Annotated in this window: 19 protein-coding genes; 6 read left to right on the forward strand and 13 right to left on the reverse strand. The window is 71.2% G+C overall.

All coding sequences use genetic code 11. The features are described from left to right. The first annotated feature begins 118 nt into the window (after positions 1–118). Complete coding sequence (locus OG447_RS04520) at positions 119–1,267, forward strand: lipase family protein (RefSeq protein WP_266934979.1); 1,149 nt, start codon at positions 119–121, stop codon at positions 1,265–1,267. Positions 1,268–1,299: 32 nt separating this feature from the next. Here the strand turns inward: OG447_RS04520 and OG447_RS04525 are convergent, their stop codons facing one another. Together OG447_RS04525 and OG447_RS04530 are read right to left on the reverse strand one after the other, a co-directional pair. Further along, entirely contained in the window at positions 1,300–2,895 is a 1,596-nt protein-coding gene (locus OG447_RS04525; RefSeq protein WP_266934980.1) for an alpha/beta hydrolase, read from the reverse strand. A 152-nt stretch (positions 2,896–3,047) separates the two neighbouring features. Then, the gene (locus OG447_RS04530) at positions 3,048–4,883 is read right to left on the reverse strand and encodes a long-chain fatty acid--CoA ligase (protein WP_266938748.1); all 1,836 of its coding nucleotides are present in this window, start codon (positions 4,881–4,883) and stop codon (positions 3,048–3,050) included. Positions 4,884–5,144: 261 nt separating this feature from the next. Between OG447_RS04530 and OG447_RS04535 the strand changes: the two genes are divergently transcribed. Then, positions 5,145–5,435 carry a hypothetical protein gene (locus OG447_RS04535; RefSeq protein WP_266934981.1) on the forward strand — a complete coding sequence of 97 codons (291 nt, stop codon included), beginning with the start codon at positions 5,145–5,147 and terminating at the stop codon, positions 5,433–5,435. Positions 5,436–5,520: 85 nt separating this feature from the next. Here OG447_RS04535 and OG447_RS04540 read toward each other — a convergent pair whose 3' ends face one another. The 5 genes from OG447_RS04540 to OG447_RS04560 all read right to left on the reverse strand — a co-directional run bounded on the left by OG447_RS04540 (position 5,521) and on the right by OG447_RS04560 (position 10,127). Next, the gene (locus OG447_RS04540; RefSeq protein WP_266934982.1) at positions 5,521–6,846 is read right to left on the reverse strand and encodes a dicarboxylate/amino acid:cation symporter; all 1,326 of its coding nucleotides are present in this window, start codon (positions 6,844–6,846) and stop codon (positions 5,521–5,523) included. Positions 6,847–7,254: 408 nt separating this feature from the next. Continuing rightward, positions 7,255–7,566: a DUF4229 domain-containing protein gene (locus tag OG447_RS04545; RefSeq protein ID WP_266934983.1), complete on the reverse strand. Its 312-nt coding sequence runs from the start codon at positions 7,564–7,566 to the stop codon at positions 7,255–7,257. A gap of 128 nt (positions 7,567–7,694) precedes the next feature. Continuing rightward, entirely contained in the window at positions 7,695–8,228 is a 534-nt protein-coding gene (locus tag OG447_RS04550; protein ID WP_266934984.1) for a GNAT family N-acetyltransferase, read from the reverse strand. Between the two features lie 202 nt (positions 8,229–8,430). Continuing rightward, positions 8,431–9,594: an aminofutalosine synthase MqnE gene (mqnE, locus tag OG447_RS04555; RefSeq protein WP_266934986.1), complete on the reverse strand. Its 1,164-nt coding sequence runs from the start codon at positions 9,592–9,594 to the stop codon at positions 8,431–8,433. Positions 9,595–9,671: 77 nt separating this feature from the next. Beyond that, positions 9,672–10,127 (reverse strand): Lrp/AsnC family transcriptional regulator, encoded by a 456-nt coding sequence (locus OG447_RS04560; RefSeq protein WP_031145086.1) that lies wholly within the window; start codon positions 10,125–10,127, stop codon positions 9,672–9,674. 121 nt (positions 10,128–10,248) lie between these two features. Here OG447_RS04560 and OG447_RS04565 point away from each other — a divergent pair, with 121 nt between their 5' ends. Next, positions 10,249–10,383, forward strand: coding sequence for a hypothetical protein (locus tag OG447_RS04565; protein ID WP_266938979.1), 135 nt, complete (start codon positions 10,249–10,251; stop codon positions 10,381–10,383). Here the strand turns inward: OG447_RS04565 and OG447_RS04570 are convergent. Then, complete coding sequence (locus OG447_RS04570; RefSeq protein WP_266934987.1) at positions 10,380–11,093, reverse strand: UbiX family flavin prenyltransferase; 714 nt, start codon at positions 11,091–11,093, stop codon at positions 10,380–10,382. The genes OG447_RS04565 and OG447_RS04570 overlap by 4 nt on opposite strands. Before the next feature lie 86 nt (positions 11,094–11,179). Here OG447_RS04570 and OG447_RS04575 point away from each other — a divergent pair, with 86 nt between their 5' ends. Continuing rightward, entirely contained in the window at positions 11,180–11,797 is a 618-nt protein-coding gene (locus tag OG447_RS04575; RefSeq protein WP_266934988.1) for a rhomboid family intramembrane serine protease, read from the forward strand. On the opposite strand, the gene mqnP is transcribed toward OG447_RS04575, so the two are convergent. The 3 genes from mqnP to OG447_RS04590 are packed head-to-tail and all read right to left on the reverse strand — an operon-like array spanning position 11,794 to position 14,677. Continuing rightward, positions 11,794–12,714 (reverse strand): menaquinone biosynthesis prenyltransferase MqnP, encoded by a 921-nt coding sequence (gene mqnP, locus OG447_RS04580; protein ID WP_266934989.1) that lies wholly within the window; start codon positions 12,712–12,714, stop codon positions 11,794–11,796. The two genes, OG447_RS04575 and mqnP, sit on opposite strands and share 4 nt — an antisense overlap. Continuing rightward, positions 12,714–13,226 carry a hypothetical protein gene (locus OG447_RS04585; protein WP_266934990.1) on the reverse strand — a complete coding sequence of 171 codons (513 nt, stop codon included), beginning with the start codon at positions 13,224–13,226 and terminating at the stop codon, positions 12,714–12,716. Before OG447_RS04585 ends, mqnP begins: the two co-directional genes overlap by 1 nt. Further along, positions 13,223–14,677 carry a menaquinone biosynthesis decarboxylase gene (locus tag OG447_RS04590; protein WP_266934991.1) on the reverse strand — a complete coding sequence of 485 codons (1,455 nt, stop codon included), beginning with the start codon at positions 14,675–14,677 and terminating at the stop codon, positions 13,223–13,225. Before OG447_RS04590 ends, OG447_RS04585 begins: the two co-directional genes overlap by 4 nt. Before the next feature lie 87 nt (positions 14,678–14,764). On the opposite strand from OG447_RS04590, the gene OG447_RS04595 reads away from it, so the two are divergent. Further along, a complete protein-coding gene (locus OG447_RS04595) occupies positions 14,765–15,097 on the forward strand; it encodes a PLD nuclease N-terminal domain-containing protein (protein ID WP_266934993.1) in 333 nt (110 codons plus the stop codon). 25 nt (positions 15,098–15,122) lie between these two features. Here the strand turns inward: OG447_RS04595 and OG447_RS04600 are convergent, their stop codons facing one another. After that, positions 15,123–15,491, reverse strand: coding sequence for a cupin domain-containing protein (locus OG447_RS04600; RefSeq protein WP_266934994.1), 369 nt, complete (start codon positions 15,489–15,491; stop codon positions 15,123–15,125). 176 nt (positions 15,492–15,667) lie between these two features. On the opposite strand from OG447_RS04600, the gene OG447_RS04605 reads away from it, so the two are divergent. Next, positions 15,668–16,069 (forward strand): MarR family winged helix-turn-helix transcriptional regulator, encoded by a 402-nt coding sequence (locus tag OG447_RS04605; RefSeq protein WP_266938749.1) that lies wholly within the window; start codon positions 15,668–15,670, stop codon positions 16,067–16,069. Between the two features lie 46 nt (positions 16,070–16,115). Here the strand turns inward: OG447_RS04605 and OG447_RS04610 are convergent, their stop codons facing one another. After that, positions 16,116–16,619 carry an SRPBCC domain-containing protein gene (locus OG447_RS04610; RefSeq protein WP_266934995.1) on the reverse strand — a complete coding sequence of 168 codons (504 nt, stop codon included), beginning with the start codon at positions 16,617–16,619 and terminating at the stop codon, positions 16,116–16,118. Positions 16,620–16,624 lie beyond the last annotated feature (5 nt).

The following is a 16,624-nucleotide window of genomic DNA, read 5'->3' on the forward strand; positions in this document are numbered from 1 at the left end:
GGCCTGCCGTGCCCCGCGGCCAGGAAAGGTGAGCTGCGCGGTCAGCGACCTTCCTACCGGTCGGTCACTACCTTCACCTCACCTACCCCCACACGGACCGTCTTCGGGAGAGCCGCCCATGCGCATCCGCAGCACCGCCCTCGCCGCCGTGGCCGCCCTGGCCCTCTCGGCCTGGATCCCCGCCACCGCCCGGGCCGAGGAGACCGCCGCCCGCCCCGGTGACGTCGTCAGCAGCGCCCCCTCCGCCTTCCACCCGCTGCCCGGCCAGCCCACCGGCACCAAGGCCTGGAAGATCCACTACCGCTCCACCACCGCCGACGGAGCCCCGAACCTCGTCTCCGGCACCGTGATCGTCCCGCAGGACGGCCGTACCGGTCCGCGCCCGCTCATCACCTACGCGGTGGGCACCGTCGGCATGGGCGACTCCTGCGCGCCGAGCAACAACTTCCCGTACGGCACCGCCATGGAGGCCAACCTCATCCAGCAACTCACCCTGCGCGGCTGGGCCGTGGTCGTCACCGACTACGAGGGGCTCGGCACCCCCGGCGTCCACACCTACACCGTGGGCCCCTCCGCCGGACACGCCGTCCTCGACGCGGCGCGCGCCGCCCAGCGCCTGCCGGAGGCCGGGCTGTCGGCGACCGGCCCGGTCGGCATCATGGGCTACTCCCAGGGCGGCCAGGCCAGCAGCTGGGCCGCCGAACTGCACGGCTCGTACGCCCCGGAGCTCCAGGTGAAGGGCACGGCGACCGGCGGGGTCCCGGCCGACCTGATGGAGGTGGCCGAGTTCAACAACGGCTCCTTCGGCTCCGGGCTCATCTTCATGGCGGCGGCCGGGCAGGACGCGGCCTTCCCGGAGCTGAACCTGGACTCCTACCTCAACCCGGCGGGCCGGCTGCTCGTCGCCGGGATGAAGGAGAACTGCGTGGCGATCGACGCGATCGCCGGCTCCTTCAAGCGGATCTCCGACCTGACGACCAGGAACCCGCTCGCCCAGCCGGACTGGCAGGCCCGGCTGAACCAGAGCAGGCTCGGGCGGACCGCCCCGGCCGCGCCCGTGTACCAGTACCACGCGCTCGCCGACGAGCTGATTCCCTACGGGGTCGGCCGGCAGCTGCGCTCCGAGTGGTGCGCGAAGGGCGCCGACGTCGAGTTCGACACGATCTGGATCGGTGAGCACGTCAGCGGGGTGATCACCCAGTCCCCGGCGGCCGGCAACTGGCTGGCGGACCGCTTCGCCGGGCGTCCCACCCGCGCCAACTGCTGAGCGCCCCGCCCGCAGCCCGCAGCCCCGCCGGGTCATTCTCCGGCGGGGCAGGACCGCGTCCCGGACGGCAGCCGCCCGTCGATCAGGAAGCGGTCCACGTAGCCCCGGACGCAGGCCGAGGACACGTACCCGGTGTGGCCGTCGCCCTTGTGGTCCACGACCACCGCCGAGCCCAGCCGGGCGGCCGTCTCCTCCGTCCACTCGTACGGGGTCGCCGGGTCGCCCCGGGTGCCGACCAGCAGCATGCGCGGGGCGCCCGGGTGGTCGATCTTCCGGATGAAGTCGGTGCCGGCGGGCCGCCCGTAGCAGGAGAGCACGGTCATCAGCTGGAGCGGCCCGAAGATCCTGGAGACGCTGAGGAACTCGCCCTGGAGGCCCATCAGTTCCTTCTCGATGGCCGCCGCCGTGGCCTTGTCGTCCGACCGGTCCGGGTCGTCGGCGCAGTTCACCGCGGCGAGCGCGGCGGAGCCGTTGTCGGCGGGCACGGGCACCGGCCCCTGGTCCTGTTCGTCCTCCTGCTCGTCGGGGGGTTCCGTCGGGCCGCCGAGCTGGAGGAGCCCGGCCGGGTCGCGGGACCGCTCGGCCGACTTCAGCGCGTCGGCGAGCGCGGGCCACATGCGCGGGGAGTACAGGGCCTCGGCGATGGAGCCGGCCGCGTCCTGCCCGGTGAAGTACGAGCCGTCGTGGCCGACCAGGGGTACCTGGTCGAGGCGCGCCACCAGGGCTTCGACCTCCTTCTTGGCGGTGCGGGTGTTGGTCCCGTAGACACAGCCCGGCTGGTGGGCGCACCAGGCCAGGAAGTTGTCGAGGGCCCGCTGCTGGCCGCGCGCCGAGGCGAGGGCCTGCTCGGCCAGCGGCTCGGTGAGGGTGTCGACGCCGTCGAGGACCATCCGGCCGGTCTTCCCGGGGAACTGCGCGGCGTACACGGCGCCGAGCCGGGTCCCGTAGGAGAAGCCGAGGAAGTTGAGCTTCTTGTCCCCGAGGACCTGGCGCATCACGTCCATGTCGCGGGAGACGTTGACGGTGCCGATGTACGGGAGGACCGGGCCGGAGGCCAGTTCGCAGCGCCTGACCACGGCGCGCAGCGCGGCCAGCTGCTCCGCGGCGTCGCCGACCGCCGCCTCCTCCTCGGCCTGCTGGGAGCCTCCGCAGGAGACGGGCTCGCTGTGGCCGACGCCGCGGGGGTCGAAGGCGACGAGGTCGTAGCGCTCGCCGAGGTCGGCCAGCAGCTCGGGGTCGGCGGCGAGGCCGGCGATGCCCGGGCCGCCGGGGCCTCCGTAGTTCAGCAGGAGCGAGCCGATCCGCTTCTTCCGGTCGGTGGCCGGTATCCGGGCCAGGGCCACCTCGACCGTGCCCTTGGCGGGGGCGGCGTAGTCCAGCGGCACCTCGACGGTCGCGCACCTCATCCCGTCGGGCACCCGCTTCTCGGGGCAGTCGCCCCAGCGCAGGCGCTGCCCGTGGAAGGGTTCCAGCGGGTCGCCGCCGGCGGTCGGCGGGGCCGGGCCGGCCTGCGTCGGCGTGGCCCCGAGCAGGGCCAGGACCAGGACACAGGCCGCGGCAACGGCCTGCGCACGCGACCGGACGCGCGACCGGAAACGGAGAGGGGAACGGGAACGGGAACGGGGCACTGCACCCTCCTCGGGTGGCCCCCCGGACCGGTCAGCCCACCATAGACGCGCTCCCGCGGCCCCGCCCGCCCAGAACGGCGGCCCGGCGGCCCGGCGGCCCGGCGGCGAGGTCGGATCGGGGCCGGCCCGGCCGCTGATCCGCCGGGCTCCTCCTACGGGTGCTCGCGCCGGCCCCGGTACAGCTCGTCGATCTGCGCCCGGTGGTCGCGGGCGATCACGGCCCGCTTGAGCTTCATGGACGGGGTCAGGTGGCCGCCCGCCTCGGTGAAGTCCGTCGGCAGGACGGCGAACGCGCGGATCGACTCGGGCCGGGACACCAGCTGGTTCGCCTCGTCGACTGCCTTCTGGAGCTCGGCCCGCAGTTCCTCGTCCCGCACCAGGTGCCTGAGGGGCACGGACTCCTTCTTGTGCATCCGGCGCCAGTGCGCCAGCCCGTCCGGTTCCAGCGTGATCAGCGCGGTGACGTACGGCCGGTTGTCGCCGACGACCACGCACTGCCCGACCAGCGGATGGGCCCGCAGCCAGTCCTCCAGCGGCGCGGGGGCCACGTTCTTGCCGCCGGAGGTGATGATCAGGTCCTTCTTGCGGCCGGTGATGGTGAGGTACCCGTCGGCGTCCAGCTGACCGATGTCGCCGGTCGCCAGCCAGGTCCCCGGCGGGACCGCGTGCGCCGTGTTCCAGTACCCGGCGAACACGTGCCGCCCGCCCAGCAGCACCTCGCCGTCGTCCGCGATCCGTACGGCCGTGCCCGGCAGCGGCCATCCCACGGTCCCCAGCCGGGGCCGCTGCGGCGGGGTCACCGTGCTGGCCCCGGTCGTCTCGGTCAGCCCGTAGCCCTCGAAGACCTCGATGCCCGCGCCGGTGTAGAAGGCGGCGAGCCGGTGCCCCAGCGGGGAGCCGCCGCTGAGGACGTAGCGCACGCGTCCGCCGAGCGCGGCCCGGATCCGCCGGTAGACCAGCGGGTCGTACAGGGCCCGCGCCGCGCGCAGTGCCAGCCCCGGCCTCTTGCCCTCCACCACCTGCGCGAACCGGCGCGCGATGCGGGCGGCCCGGTCGAAGGAGGAGGCGCGGCCCATGTTCTCGGCTGTCGCCCGGGCGGTGTTGTAGACCTTCTCCAGGACGTACGGGATCGCCAGCAGGAAGGTCGGCCGGAAGCCGGCGAGGTCCTCCAGGAGGTCTTCGGTGCGGATGCTGGGCGCGTGCCCGAGCCTGACGCGGGCGCGCAGGCAGCCGACGGCGACCATCCGTCCGAAGATGTGGCTGAGCGGCAGGAACAGCAGGGTGGACGCCGGGTCCTTGCTGAGGGACTTGAAGACGGGGTGCAGCAGCTCCACCGCGTTGTCCACCTCGGCGAAGAAATTGGCGTGCGTGATCACGCACCCCTTGGGCTGCCCGGTGGTGCCGGAGGTGTAGACGAGGGTCGCGACGGAGTCCGGTGTACGGGCGGCCCGCCGCGCGTGCACCAGCGCGTCGGGGATGCGCTCCCCGGCCCTGATCAGGTGGGCCACCGCGCCGGTGTCGAATTCCCACAGGTGGGCCAGCCAGGGCAGGTTGGCCCGCTCGGCGCTGATGATGCGCGCCTGGGCGGTGTCCTCGACGGCGCAGGCCACGGCGCCGGAGTCGTGGATGATCCAGCGTGCCTGGTGGGCGGAGGAGGTCGGGTAGATCGGTACGGTGACCAGTCCGGCGGCCCATCCGGCGAAGTCGAGCAGGGTCCACTCGTAGGTGGTGCGGGCCATGATGGCGAGCCGGTCCCCCTCGCGCAGCCCTTCGGCGATCAGCCCCTTGGCCACGGCGAGCACCTCGGCGGCGAACTGGGCGGCGGTGACGTCCCGCCAGACCCCGTCCCGGTCCTTGCGCGCCAGCACCGCTTCGCCGGGGGCTTCGCGGGCGTTGTCGAAGGGGATGTTTCCGAGCGACCCCTGGGCGGGGGCCGCCAGCGCGGGCATCCACACCTCGCGCACCACCCCGTCGACGAGGGTCTTCACGGGCTCGACGGGCCCGACGGGCGCGGCCACCGCGACGGGCTCGACGGCCGGCCTCGGCCTCAGTTCGGCTCCCACGGCGCACTCTCCTCAGCTCAACGAGCGTTACCGCCGGTAATTTACGGAGGGGTGCCCCCGCTGACCACCCTCGTGAAGGCATCTTCACCACGCCTGCGCACCCGGTCCGCGCCGCGGCTGCCCGGCTGGGTTCCGTCCGGGCGATCTTCTAAGGTGCTGGTGAACCAGGGGGAAGGGACAAAAACGTTGAGGATCCGCCGCGAGAGCATCGACCTGCCCGAGGACCGGGGCTGCCTGCAGTGGGTGCTGGGGTTCTGGCTCGTGGTCGTGTACCTGCCTGCCGCGCTGCTGTGCTGGCTCGCCCTGGTCGTCCGGCCCCAGGACGTCCGTATCGTGGCCGGCCTGTCGATCGGGCTGTGTCTGTTCGGGCTGCTGATCACGGTCCTTCCGGTGTTCCGGCGGACCATGGGCCGCTGGTGGTACGCCGTGCCCTTCCTGCTGGCCTCCGTCGCCTACGTCCGCGCGCAGACGGCCTGACGGCATGACGGCCTGACGGCACGCCGCAGCCCCCGCCCGGACGGGGGCGGGGGCTGTGGCGAGTACGGCGGGGGCGCGGGCGGGGTCAGGCGGGGACCGGGACCGGCTCCCGCTCGGCGGCGGCCGCGGGGGCGGTCTCCTCCAGCGGGGAGGACGAGGCCGAGGCGTACGCCTCCTTGTCCAGGATTCCCTCGCGGGCCGAGACGATGACCGGGACCACGGCCTGGCCGGCCACGTTGGTGGCGGTGCGCATCATGTCCAGGATCGGGTCGATCGCCATCAGCAGGCCGACGCCCTCCAGCGGCAGGCCCAGTGTGGAGAGGGTCAGCGTCAGCATGACCGTGGCGCCCGTGAGTCCGGCGGTGGCGGCGGAGCCGACGACCGAGACGAAGGCGATGAGCAGGTACTCCTTGATGCCCAGCTGCACGTCGAAGATCTGCGCGATGAAGATCGCGGCGAGCGCCGGGTAGATCGCGGCGCAGCCGTCCATCTTGGTCGTGGCGCCGAAGGGGACCGCGAAGGACGCGTACTCCTTCGGGACGCCGAGGCGCTCGGTGACCTTCTGGGTGACCGGCATGGTGCCGACCGAGGAGCGGGAGACGAAGGCCAGCTGGATCGCGGGCCAGGCGCCCTTGAAGAACTGGATCGGGTTGACCTTGGCGACCGTGGCGAGGAGCAGCGGGTAGACGCCGAACATCACGAGCGCCGAGCCGATGTAGACGTCGGCGGTGAAGGTCGCGTACTTGCCGATCAGGTCCCAGCCGTACGTGGCGATCGCGGTGCCGATGAGGCCGACGGTGCCGATCGGGGCGAGGCGGATGACCCACCACAGGGCCTTCTGGAGGAGTTCCAGGACGGACTCGGCGAGGTTCAGCACGGGCTGGGCCTTGCTGCCGAGCTGGAGCGCGGCGATGCCGGCGACGGCGGCCAGGAAGACGATCTGGAGGACGTTCAGCTCGGTGAAGGGCGTGATGATGTCCTTCGGCACGATGCCGGTCAGGAAGTCGATCCAGGAACCGGTGCGCTTGGGCAGCTTGCCGTCCTGCGGGGTGAGGCCGGTGCCCGAGCCCGGGTTGGTCAGCAGGCCGATCGCGAGGCCGATGCCCACCGCGATCAGCGAGGTGATCATGAACCAGAGCAGCGTGCGGGAGGCGAGCCGTGCGGCGTTGTTCACCTTCCGCAGGTTGGTGATGGACACCAGGATCGCGAAGAAGACGAGCGGGGCCACGGCCAGCTTCAGCAGCTGGACGAAGATGTCACCGACCTGCTCGAGGGTGGTCTTCAGCCAGCTGACGTCCTGGCTGCGGGCTATCCAGCCGAAGAGGACGCCGAGCACGAGACCGGTGATGATCTGGGCCCAGAAGGGGAAGCGGAACGAGGCCTTGGCGGGGGCCTGGGGGGACGCGGACACGGGGGCACTCTCCGGGGACGACGCACGGGGAACTGGCGGGGGTTTCTGCGGTGGTGATGCGGTGCGGCAGCCAGAAGGGGCCGGCCGGGACCGCTGCTGTATCGATTCCGCTCACGGGCGGGCGGTATTCAGCGACAGCAGCAACAGGCCGCGGACACGCGGCGGCAGAGGTCGACGTGCAGGCGCGCCACGAGCGGGACGCTCGTGGTCATCGGGTGCGCGGGCGGGGTCGACATGTTGAACACGCTAACACCTAGCCTTTGAGAATCTCAAAGTCATTCTTTGGGTTGCCGGTACGCGGGCCCCCGCGGTCCGGCCCGGAGAACGCCGAAGCCCCAGCGTTACGGGGGGTATTCCCGGCGCTGGGGCGGTTCGGCGGTTCGGCGTGTGAGGAACCCAACTGGTCCGTTACGGGCTCACGCGTGCGGCGTCGTCGGCCACGTCCTCCTGGCTGCGGTTCGCGGCGAGCTTCTCCTTCGCACCCGCGACCCGGCCGGAGATCTGCTGGGACATCTCGTCGCGCTGCTTGCGCAGCAGGACGAACGACAGCGGCGCGGAGAGGACCAGGGCGAGCAGCACGACCCAGGCGAAGTTGGCGTCGCCGAGCCCGGCGGGCACCCAGCCGAGACGGACCAGGAGCGCGACGGCGACGAGGCACCCGAGGAAGATGCCCAGCCGCATGGCGGTGTAGCGGATCGTTGCGCTCGGCTTGAGGGACACGGTGACCCCTTCTCTCTCGTCGTGGTCGTACGTCGGCACGTGCGCGTGCCGGTGCCCGTCCAGTGAAGCACGCCGGACCCCCGCCCCCGGCCGGGGGGCCGCGGGGCGGCGGATGCGCGCCGGCGGTGTCAGCGCAGCGGCAGCAGCATCGTGATGTCGTCGCGGTCGTCGCCCGGGGCGACGCGGATGGCGTCGGGGACGCGGCCGACCTCCTTGTAGCCGCAGGCCGCGTAGAAGTGCTCCAGGCCGAGACCGCCACGGCAGCCGAGGCGGATCGCGTCGATGCCCTCGATCGAGCGGGCCGCGTCGGCCGTCGCGTCCATCAGGTCGCGGCCGTAGCCCTTGCCCTGGTAGCGGGGGTGGACCATCACCGTGTACGCCCACAGCCAGTGCAGTTGGAGGTGGTGCGTGTTGTGGGTGAGGAAGGCGGTGGCGGCGACCGTCCCGTCGCCATCGTCGGCGGAGCGCCCGACGAGCAGCCGGGTGCTCCCGTCGGCGACCGCGGCGAGCTGTCTGACCAGGGCCGGGCGGATGTCGTCGGCGGTGACGGGCGGTACGAAGCCCACGGCGCCGCCCGCGTTGCTGACGTCGGCCCACAGCTCCAGGATTCCGTCACGGAGGGTGGGGTCGACGACGGGGTCCAGGGTGAAGGTAAGGGCCATGTGGAAAGGCTAGCCATTACCCGCCTGCTCGGGCAACGTACTTCACCCCCCGGACGGAAGCCGCCCCGGCTGCCCCGGCTGCCCCGGCCGCCCGCCTGCCCCGGACACGACGAAGCCCCGGTCCACGGGTGGTGGACCGGGGCTGCCGGAAGTTCACGTGCGTACGGACGCACGAGCCTGTCCGCGTGCGTGCGACGGTGCGTCAGACGCGCATGGCCTGCGGGGTCTCGCGCAGTGCCGCGTCGGGACCCGGGTACTCGCGGATCACCTCGTACCGCGTGTTGCGCTCCATCGGACGGAAGCCCGCGTCCCGGATCAGCTCCAGCAGGTCGTCCCGGCCCAGCTTGTCCGGCGTGCCGTAGTTGTCCGCGTCATGCGTGATCTTGTACTCCACCACCGAGCCGTCCATGTCGTCCGCCCCGTACTGCAACGCCAGCTGAGCCGTCTGCACCCCGTGCATCACCCAGAACACCTTCACGTGCGGCACGTTGTCGAACAGCAGCCGCGACACCGCGAACGTCTTCAGCGCCTCCGCACCCGTCGCCATCGACGTCCGCGCCTGAAGCTTGTTACGGACCTTCCCGTCCTTCATGTCCACGAAGTCGTGCTGGTACCGCAGCGGGATGAACACCTGGAACCCGCCCGTCTCGTCCTGCAGCTCACGCAGCCGCAGCACATGATCCACCCGGTGCCGCGGCTCCTCGATGTGCCCGTACAGCATCGTCGCCGGAGTCTTGATCCCCTTCGAGTGCGCCAGCCGGTGGATCCGCGACCAGTCCTCCCAATGGGTCCGGTGATCCACGATGTGCTGACGCACCTCCCAGTCGAAGATCTCCGCACCGCCGCCCGTCAGCGACTCCAGGCCCGCCTCGATCAGCTCGTCCAGGATCTCCGAAGCCGACATCCCCGAGATCGTCTCGAAGTGATGGATCTCCGTCGCCGTGAACGCCTTCAGCGACACGTCCGGCAGCGCCTTCTTCAGCTCCGACAGCGAACGCGGGTAATAACGCCACGGCAGGTTCGGGTGCAGGCCGTTGACGATGTGCAGCTCGGTGAGGTTCTCGTTCTCCATGGCCTTCGCCAGGCGAACAGCCTCCTCGATCCGCATCGTGTACGCGTCCTTCTCCCCCGGCTTGCGCTGGAACGAGCAGTACGCACACGACGCCGTGCACACATTCGTCATGTTCAGATGACGGTTCACATTGAAGTGGACGACATCACCGTTCTTACGCGTCCGCACCTCATGAGCAAGGCCACCGAGCCACGCCAGGTCATCCGACTCGTAGAGGGCGATACCGTCCTCACGCGTCAGCCGCTCACCGGAACGGACCTTCTCCTCCAGCTCGCGCTTCAGCCCAGCGTCCATACCGGTGGCCCGCCTTCCTCTGTGTCTTCGTGTCCCGCGGCACGGTCCTGCTGCCTGCGGCCCCACCAACCGTACTCTCAGCCCTCCTCGGGCAGTTCCCCGACCCGGTTCTCCCACTTCGTGGAGAGCACGATCGTGGTGCGGGTGCGCGAGACGCCCTTGGTGCCCGAGAGCTTGCGGATGATCTTCTCCAGCCCGTCCACGTCACTGGCGCGGACCTTGAGCATGAAGGAGTCGTCACCGGCGATGAACCAGCAGTCCTCGATCTCCGCGAGGTCGCGCAGCCGCCGGGCCACGTCCTCGTGGTCCGCCGCGTCGGAGAGGGAGATCCCGATCAGCGCCGTGACGCCGAGGCCGAGCTCGGCCGCGGCCACGGTCGCGCGATAGCCCGTGATGACGCCGGCCGTCTCCAGACGGTTGATGCGGTCGGTGACGCTGGGGCCGGAGAGGCCCACGAGACGGCCCAGTTCCGCGTACGAGGCACGGCCGTTCTCACGGAGTGCCTGGATGAGCTGCCTGTCCACCGTGTCCATTACGTGGAGCCTTCCATTATTCGGTGATCCTGCAAGTCTAGGTATAGAATCTAAGGCACACAGGGTAAACACCCTGTGAATCTTTCAACAGATCAATGACGATCTTCAGGAGTGGTTCACCGTGTACACGATCGAGATGGCCTACGCGCACATGCGACAGCTCCAGGAGCTGGCCAACCGATCCCGTGCCCACCAGCCCGCCGCCGCGCACCGCGTGGACAAGACCCGCAAGCCGCTGACCGGCAAGAAGGCCTAGTCACCGCCGCTTGCCCCCTCGGGAGGGCGAGGGCCCTCGGGCCCGCCCTCCCGCATCGCTCCACCGAGCTCTCCGTCCCAACGCCGGTACAGCTGGTGCGGCACCCCTGCCGCGTCCAGCACCCGCCCCGCGACGAAATCCACCAGATCCTGGATGTGCGTCGCACCCGCGTAGAACGCCGGAGAGGCGGGCAGCACGACCGCGCCCGCCTCGTCCAGCGCCACCAGGTGCTTCAGCGTCTGCCCGTTCAGCGGGGTCTCCCGCACGGCCACCACCAGCTTGCGCCGCTCCTTGAGCGTCACGCTCGCCACGCGCTGGAGCAGGTCCTTCGACAGCCCGAGCGCCACCCCCGCCACGCAAGCCGTGGACGCGGGCACGATGAGCATCCCCTTCACGGGGTACGAGCCCGAACTCGGGCCCGCCGCCAGGTCCCCGGCCCCCCAGTACCGGACATCGCCCGTGGGCGTCTCGAAGGTGCCCGGCTTGCCGTCGGCTCCGCGGGCCAGCCACTCCGTCAGGTCGTCCCGCCAGTGCGCGTCACGGAAGGCGATCCCGGTTTCGTCCAGCAGGGTGAGCCGTGAGGCCCGGCTGACCACCAGGTCCACACTTTCCCCGGCCGCCAGCAGGCCGCGGAGCACGGCCGCCGCGTACGGCGTCCCGGAGGCCCCGGAAACCCCGACCACCCACGGGGTGCGCTTGCGCTCAGTCATAGCTCCGAGACTATCCGGCCACCCCGGGCGGGCACTCGGTAAGGTGACCCGACGTTCCCTGGGTGGGACGGTACGAGGGGGCGAAGTTGAGCACGACACTGGAAGCGGGCTGGACGCGGAGCGACCGGGCCAAGGCCGCCGCGAAGCTGATGCTGGGCTGGATCGCCCTGCTCTGGCTGATCGAGGCCGTCGATTTCGCCACCGGTCACGCGCTGGACCCGTACGGAATCAGCCCGCGCGACCCCGACCGGCTGATCGGCATCGTCGCCCACCCGTTCCTGCACTTCGGCTTCGGCCACGTGGCGGCCAACAGCTTCCCGCTGCTCGTCCTCGGCTTCGTCACCGCCCTCAGCGGCATACGGCGCTTCCTCGCGGTGAGCGGGCTGATCTGCCTCGCGGTCGGCGTGGGCTCCTGGCTGGTCGCCCCGCCCCACACCCTCGGGGCCGGCGCCTCGGGCCTGGTCTTCGGCCTCTTCGGGTACGTGGTGGTCCGCGGCTTCGTCGAGCGCAGCGCCCTGGGCATCGCGGTGGGCCTGACGGCCGCCGCCTACTGGGGAAGCTCGTTCCTCCTCGGCGTGCTGCCGACGGACTCCGGGGTGGGCTGGTACGCCCACCTCATCGGCCTCGTCGCGGGCGTGCTGACCGCCCTGTTCTTCCGCCGCCCGGTCCGGGCGGTCCGCCCGAACCTGGCGGACCGGGCCTAGAAGGCCAGGCCCCGGACCGCCAGGTCGAGCACGGCGCACGCGAAGAGGGCGATCCCGATGAACCCGTTGACCGTGAAGAAGGCGCGGTTCAGGCGGGACATGTCGTGCGGCGTCACGATGCTGTGCTCGTAGAAGAAGGCGCAGACGACGATCAGCAGACCCGCCCAGAAGAACATCCCCGCGTCGGTGGCGAGGGCGTACCAGACCAGCAGGGCCGTGGTCACCACGTGTGCGCCACGGGCGCCCCAGAGGGCGGCCGGGACGCCGAAGCGGGCCGGGACGGACTTGACGCCCTCCGCACGGTCCGCGGCGACGTCCTGGGAGCCGAAGATCAGGTCGAAGCCGCCGATCCACACGCCCACGGCGAGGCCGAGGATCACCGCGTCCCAGGACCACTCGCCGGTCACCGCCAGCCAGGCCCCGACGGGCCCTATGGCCTGGGCCAGGCCGAGGATGGCGTGCGGGAAGTCCGTGAACCGCTTGCCGTACGGGTACACCACCATCGGGACCACCGCGAGCGGCGCCAGCATCAGGCAGAGCGGGTTGAGCAGCGCGGCCGAGCCGAGGAAGACGAGGAGCGCGATGCCCGCGCCGGTCCACGCGGACCGCACCGACACCGCGCCGGTGACCAGCTCGCGGCCGGCCGTACGCGGGTTGCGGGAGTCGATCTCGCGGTCGATGATCCGGTTCGCGGCCATCGCGAAGGTCCGCAGCCCGACCATGCAGACGGTGACGAGCAGCAGCTTGCCCCAGTGCACGGTCCGGTCGAGCTGGAACATGGCGGTGAGCGCGGCGATGTAGGCGAAGGGCAGTGCGAAGACCGAGTGCTCGATCATCACGAGCCGCAGGAAGGCCTTGACCTTCCCGCTCGCCCGCGGCGCGGGCCCGGGCCCGACCACTCCGTCGGCGGTGGTCATCACGCGAGGCTCCTGCGGAACTCTTCGAGGTCGGCCAGGAGCGTGGCGAGGGGCACCGGGTCCGTCTCCAGGATCAGGAAGGCCTCGGCGTCGCCCTCGCCCTCGCCCTCGCCCTCGCCCTCGCCCTCGCCCTCGGGCGTGGTGATCCGGGCGGTGAACCCGTAGTCCTCGCCGACCGGGCGGGCGTCGAGCCGCAGTACGGCGCCGGCCTCGACGGTGAACCGCCCGCCGGCTCCGAGGGCGGCCTGCAGCCGCTCCGCGAAGTCGTCCGCCTCGGCGTCGCGCAGGCCCGGCAGCTCGAAGCCGCCGCCCTCGCCGTGCTCGTCGTCGGCCCAGTCCAGCATCAGCGCCCAGATGTTGCCGGGGCCCGCGAACTCCTCCGGGGAGACGCCCGCCTCCTCGGCGGCCCGCCGGACGCCGGGGTCGGCCGGGTCGAGCTCCGGCCGCACGAGGGCCACGTACGTCTCGCCGCCGAGGAAGAGGGCCGGGCCGCCCATCGCGATCGGACTCACAGGCCGTACTCCTTCCAGCGGCGGTCCACGAGCGCGGCGGTCGCCGGGTCGGACTCGACCATGTCGGGCCAGCCGCCGTCGCGGGTGTAGCCCTCCTCGGGGAGCTTCTTCGTGGCGTCGATGCCCGCCTTGCCGCCCCAGAACTGCTGGTACGAGGAGTGGTCGAGGTGGTCGACGGGGCCTTCGACGATCGTCAGGTCCCGGGAGTAGTCCGTGTTGCCCAGGGCGCGCCAGGAGACCTCGTGCAGGTCGTGGACGTCGCAGTCGGAGTCCACCACGATGATCAGCTTGGTCAGCGACATCATGTGTGCGCCCCAGATGGCGTGCATGACCTTCTGCGCATGCTTGGGGTACTTCTTGTCGATCGAGACGATCGCGCAGTTGTGGAAGCCGCCCGACTCGGGCAGGTGGTAGTCCACGATGTCCGGGACGATGATCTTCAGCAGGGGCAGGAAGAAGCGTTCCGTCGCGCGGCCCAGCGGACCGTCCTCCGTCGGCGGCCGACCGACGACGATCGACTGGAGCAGCGGGCGCTTGCGCATGGTCACGCAGTCGATCTTCAGCGCGGGGAACGGCTCCTGCGGGGTGTAGAAGCCGGTGTGGTCGCCGAAGGGGCCCTCCGGGAGCGTCTCCCCCGGCTCCAGCCAGCCCTCGATCACGACCTCCGCGTTGGCCGGGACCTGGAGCGGCACGGTCTTGCAGTCGACCATCTCGATGCGCTTGCCGGCGACGAAGCCGGCGAAGAGGTACTCGTCGATGTCGCCGGGCAGCGGCGCGGTGGACGCGTACGTCACCGCGGGCGGGCAGCCGAAGGCGATGGCGACGGGCAGTCGCTCGCCGCGCTTGGCGGCGACCGCGTAGTGGTTGCGGCTGTCCTTGTGGATCTGCCAGTGCATGCCGATGGTGCGCTTGTCGTGGCGCTGGAGGCGGTAGAGCCCGAGGTTGCGGACGCCTGTCTCGGGGTGCTTGGTGTGGGTCAGGCCGAGGTTGAAGAAGGAGCCGCCGTCCTTGGGCCAGGTGAAGAGGGCCGGCAGCTGGTCGAGGTCGACTTCGTCGCCGGTGAGGACGACCTCCTGGACGGGGGCGTCGCCCTTGATCTTCTTCGGCGGCACGTGGACCATCGAGCCGAGCTTGCCGAAGGCCTCGCGGACGCCGACGAAGCCCTGCGGCAGCTCGGGCTTCAGCAGGCCGCCGATCTTCTCGCTGATCTCGCCGTACGACTTGAGTCCGAGGGCCTTCAGCAGGCGGCGGTCGGTCCCGAAGACGTTCATGGCCAGCGGCATCGCCGAACCCTTGACGTTCTCGAAGAGGAGGGCCGGGCCGCCCGCCTTGTTCACCCGGTCCACGATCTCGCCGATCTCAAGGTACGGATCGACTTCGGCCTTGATGCGCTTGAGGTCGCCCTCCCGCTCCAGAGCCCGGAGCAGCGAGCGGAGATCGTCGTAAGCCATAGGGGCCAGTATCCGTCACCTACTACGCTGGAACTGTCACCGGGCCCTTGCGGGCCGCCGCCACTGCCTGGGAGTCGGTCCCGAACCGTGCTGCGCTATCTGCCGTTCCTGCTGATCATCGGGCTGACCATCTACGCCTTCATCGACTGCCTGAACACCCCTGAAGAAGAGGTGAAACACCTTCCCAAAGTGGTCTGGGTGATCATCATCCTGCTCTTCTCGATCGTCGGTCCGGTGGTGTGGCTGTCCGCGGGCAGGAAGCGTGCCGTGGCCGGTCCCGGCGGGCGCGCCGGCGGTGGCGGCCGGGCGCGCCGCCCGCAGTGGGTGGCACCCGACGACAACCCGGAGTTCCTGAAGTCCCTGAAGGACGATCAGGACGACAAGGGCAACGACAAGGGCAACGACCAAGGCAAGGACTGAGGTCCTGGCCGGCCCTGAGGCCGCGTCACTGCGCCCAGGGCAGGACGCGGGTGCCCTCGGTGCCCGGGACCGAGGCCACCCCGTCCGCGCGCATGGCGACGTACGCCTCGGCGTCCTCGGGGGCGTGCACCCGGCGCACCGTGTCCGGGGGCAGGACCAGGGTCTGGCCGGCGGTGACCTTCTCGGTGCGGCCTCCGTCCCAGGTGACCTCCAGCGAGCCGGCGGTGAGCATCCAGACCTGCTCGCGGCTGATGGAGTGGTCGGGGCCGGTGGCTCCGGCGGCCATGGACAGGTGCCAGGTGCTGAGTTCGGCGCTGCCCCGGCTGGGGGCGGCGAGGCCGGTCATGGTGGCGGCCGGGGAAACGGTCAGGTGCTCGGGGGTCGTGGTGATCACGTGCACGGCGGTCCTCGTCTTTCGTACCGGTGAAGCGCGGAGGCGAGACAAGCTGCTTTACTCGCAGAGATGAGTAAAGCAGCTTGTCTTGCGCGTGTCACCATGTTTCCGTGACCCGATACGAAGACGAGGACCGCATCGAGCTGATCTTCCAGCTCGGCCTGGGCTTCCAGCTGATGCTGGGCGAGTTCACCCGCCGGCTGGCCGAGGCCGGACACACCGGCCTGCGCCCCCTGCACGGCATGGCCTTCCAGGCCCTCAAGGGCCCCGGCGCCACCGCCGTCGAGCTCGCCGAACGGCTGGGGGTGACCAAGCAGGCCGCCGGGCAGATCGTCGACGACCTGGAGAAGCGCGGCTACGTCCGCCGCGAGCCGCATCCGGAGGGCGGCCGCCGCAAACTGGTGGTGCTGACCGGCGCGGCCGAGGCCCACCTCGCCGACGCGGGCCGGATCCTGCACGAGCTGGAGACCGAACTCGGCCGCTCCGCGGACCTCGGTGTGCTGCGCGGCGAGCTCGGCCGCGTCCTGCGGGCCCTGGGCGGCGAGGGCCCGCTGCCCCCGCTGCGCCCGGTCTGGTGACCCCGGCGCGGGGCACGTGGCACGTGGCGCGCGGCTGCGCCTTCGGCTACGTCTTGGAGAAGGCCGCGTAGGAGGCCCGTAGCTCGGCCCAGCGGGTGTCCGTCCAGGCGGTCCAGTCCACCGGCTGCCCGGCCAGCGCGGACTCCAGCAGTTCGAAGTGCGCGTGCCAGGCGGCGAGGCAGTCGAAGCGCTCGGACTCCGGGCCGCCGCGTTCGTTGAGGAAGCGGATCACCGTGGAGTCGGTTCCCACCCGCTCCAGGTGGAAGCGGATCCGCCCGTGCTCGGCGACCGTGTACTCCACGACCCGCTCGACGTCCCAGGCGGTGACGTGCCCCGAGACGGCCGGACCGTTGTTCATCCAGCGCAGTGTGACCGCCCCGCCGAGCCTGCGTTCCAGGACGTCGGCGGCGGCCAGCCAGCCGCGCAGGCCCTCCGGCGTGGTCAGGGCCGGCCACACCTCGTCGTCGGGGTGCGGCAGGTGTACTTCGAAACGGAGCGACCAGCGGCCCTCACCGCGGCTCTCGCTGGTGGCATGGCTCACAGGAGACATGCCAC

This window comes from Streptomyces sp. NBC_01408 (genome assembly GCF_026340255.1).
Taxonomy (GTDB): domain Bacteria; phylum Actinomycetota; class Actinomycetes; order Streptomycetales; family Streptomycetaceae; genus Streptomyces.

What these genes read in the sequence shown, in the direction of transcription:
- mqnP (WP_266934989.1), bottom strand. Translation starts at nt 12,714, where the DNA reads ATGACCACCGCCGACGGAGTGGTCGGGCCCGGGCCCGCGCCGCGGGCG.
- OG447_RS04560 (WP_031145086.1), bottom strand. Translation starts at nt 10,127, where the DNA reads ATGGACACGGTGGACAGGCAGCTCATCCAGGCACTCCGTGAGAACGGC.
- OG447_RS04605 (WP_266938749.1), top strand. Translation starts at nt 15,668, where the DNA reads ATGCTGGGCGAGTTCACCCGCCGGCTGGCCGAGGCCGGACACACCGGC.
- OG447_RS04520 (WP_266934979.1), top strand. Translation starts at nt 119, where the DNA reads ATGCGCATCCGCAGCACCGCCCTCGCCGCCGTGGCCGCCCTGGCCCTC.
- OG447_RS04610 (WP_266934995.1), bottom strand. Translation starts at nt 16,619, where the DNA reads ATGTCTCCTGTGAGCCATGCCACCAGCGAGAGCCGCGGTGAGGGCCGC.
- mqnE (WP_266934986.1), bottom strand. Translation starts at nt 9,594, where the DNA reads ATGGACGCTGGGCTGAAGCGCGAGCTGGAGGAGAAGGTCCGTTCCGGT.
- OG447_RS04570 (WP_266934987.1), bottom strand. Translation starts at nt 11,093, where the DNA reads ATGACTGAGCGCAAGCGCACCCCGTGGGTGGTCGGGGTTTCCGGGGCC.
- OG447_RS04550 (WP_266934984.1), bottom strand. Translation starts at nt 8,228, where the DNA reads ATGGCCCTTACCTTCACCCTGGACCCCGTCGTCGACCCCACCCTCCGT.
- OG447_RS04590 (WP_266934991.1), bottom strand. Translation starts at nt 14,677, where the DNA reads ATGGCTTACGACGATCTCCGCTCGCTGCTCCGGGCTCTGGAGCGGGAG.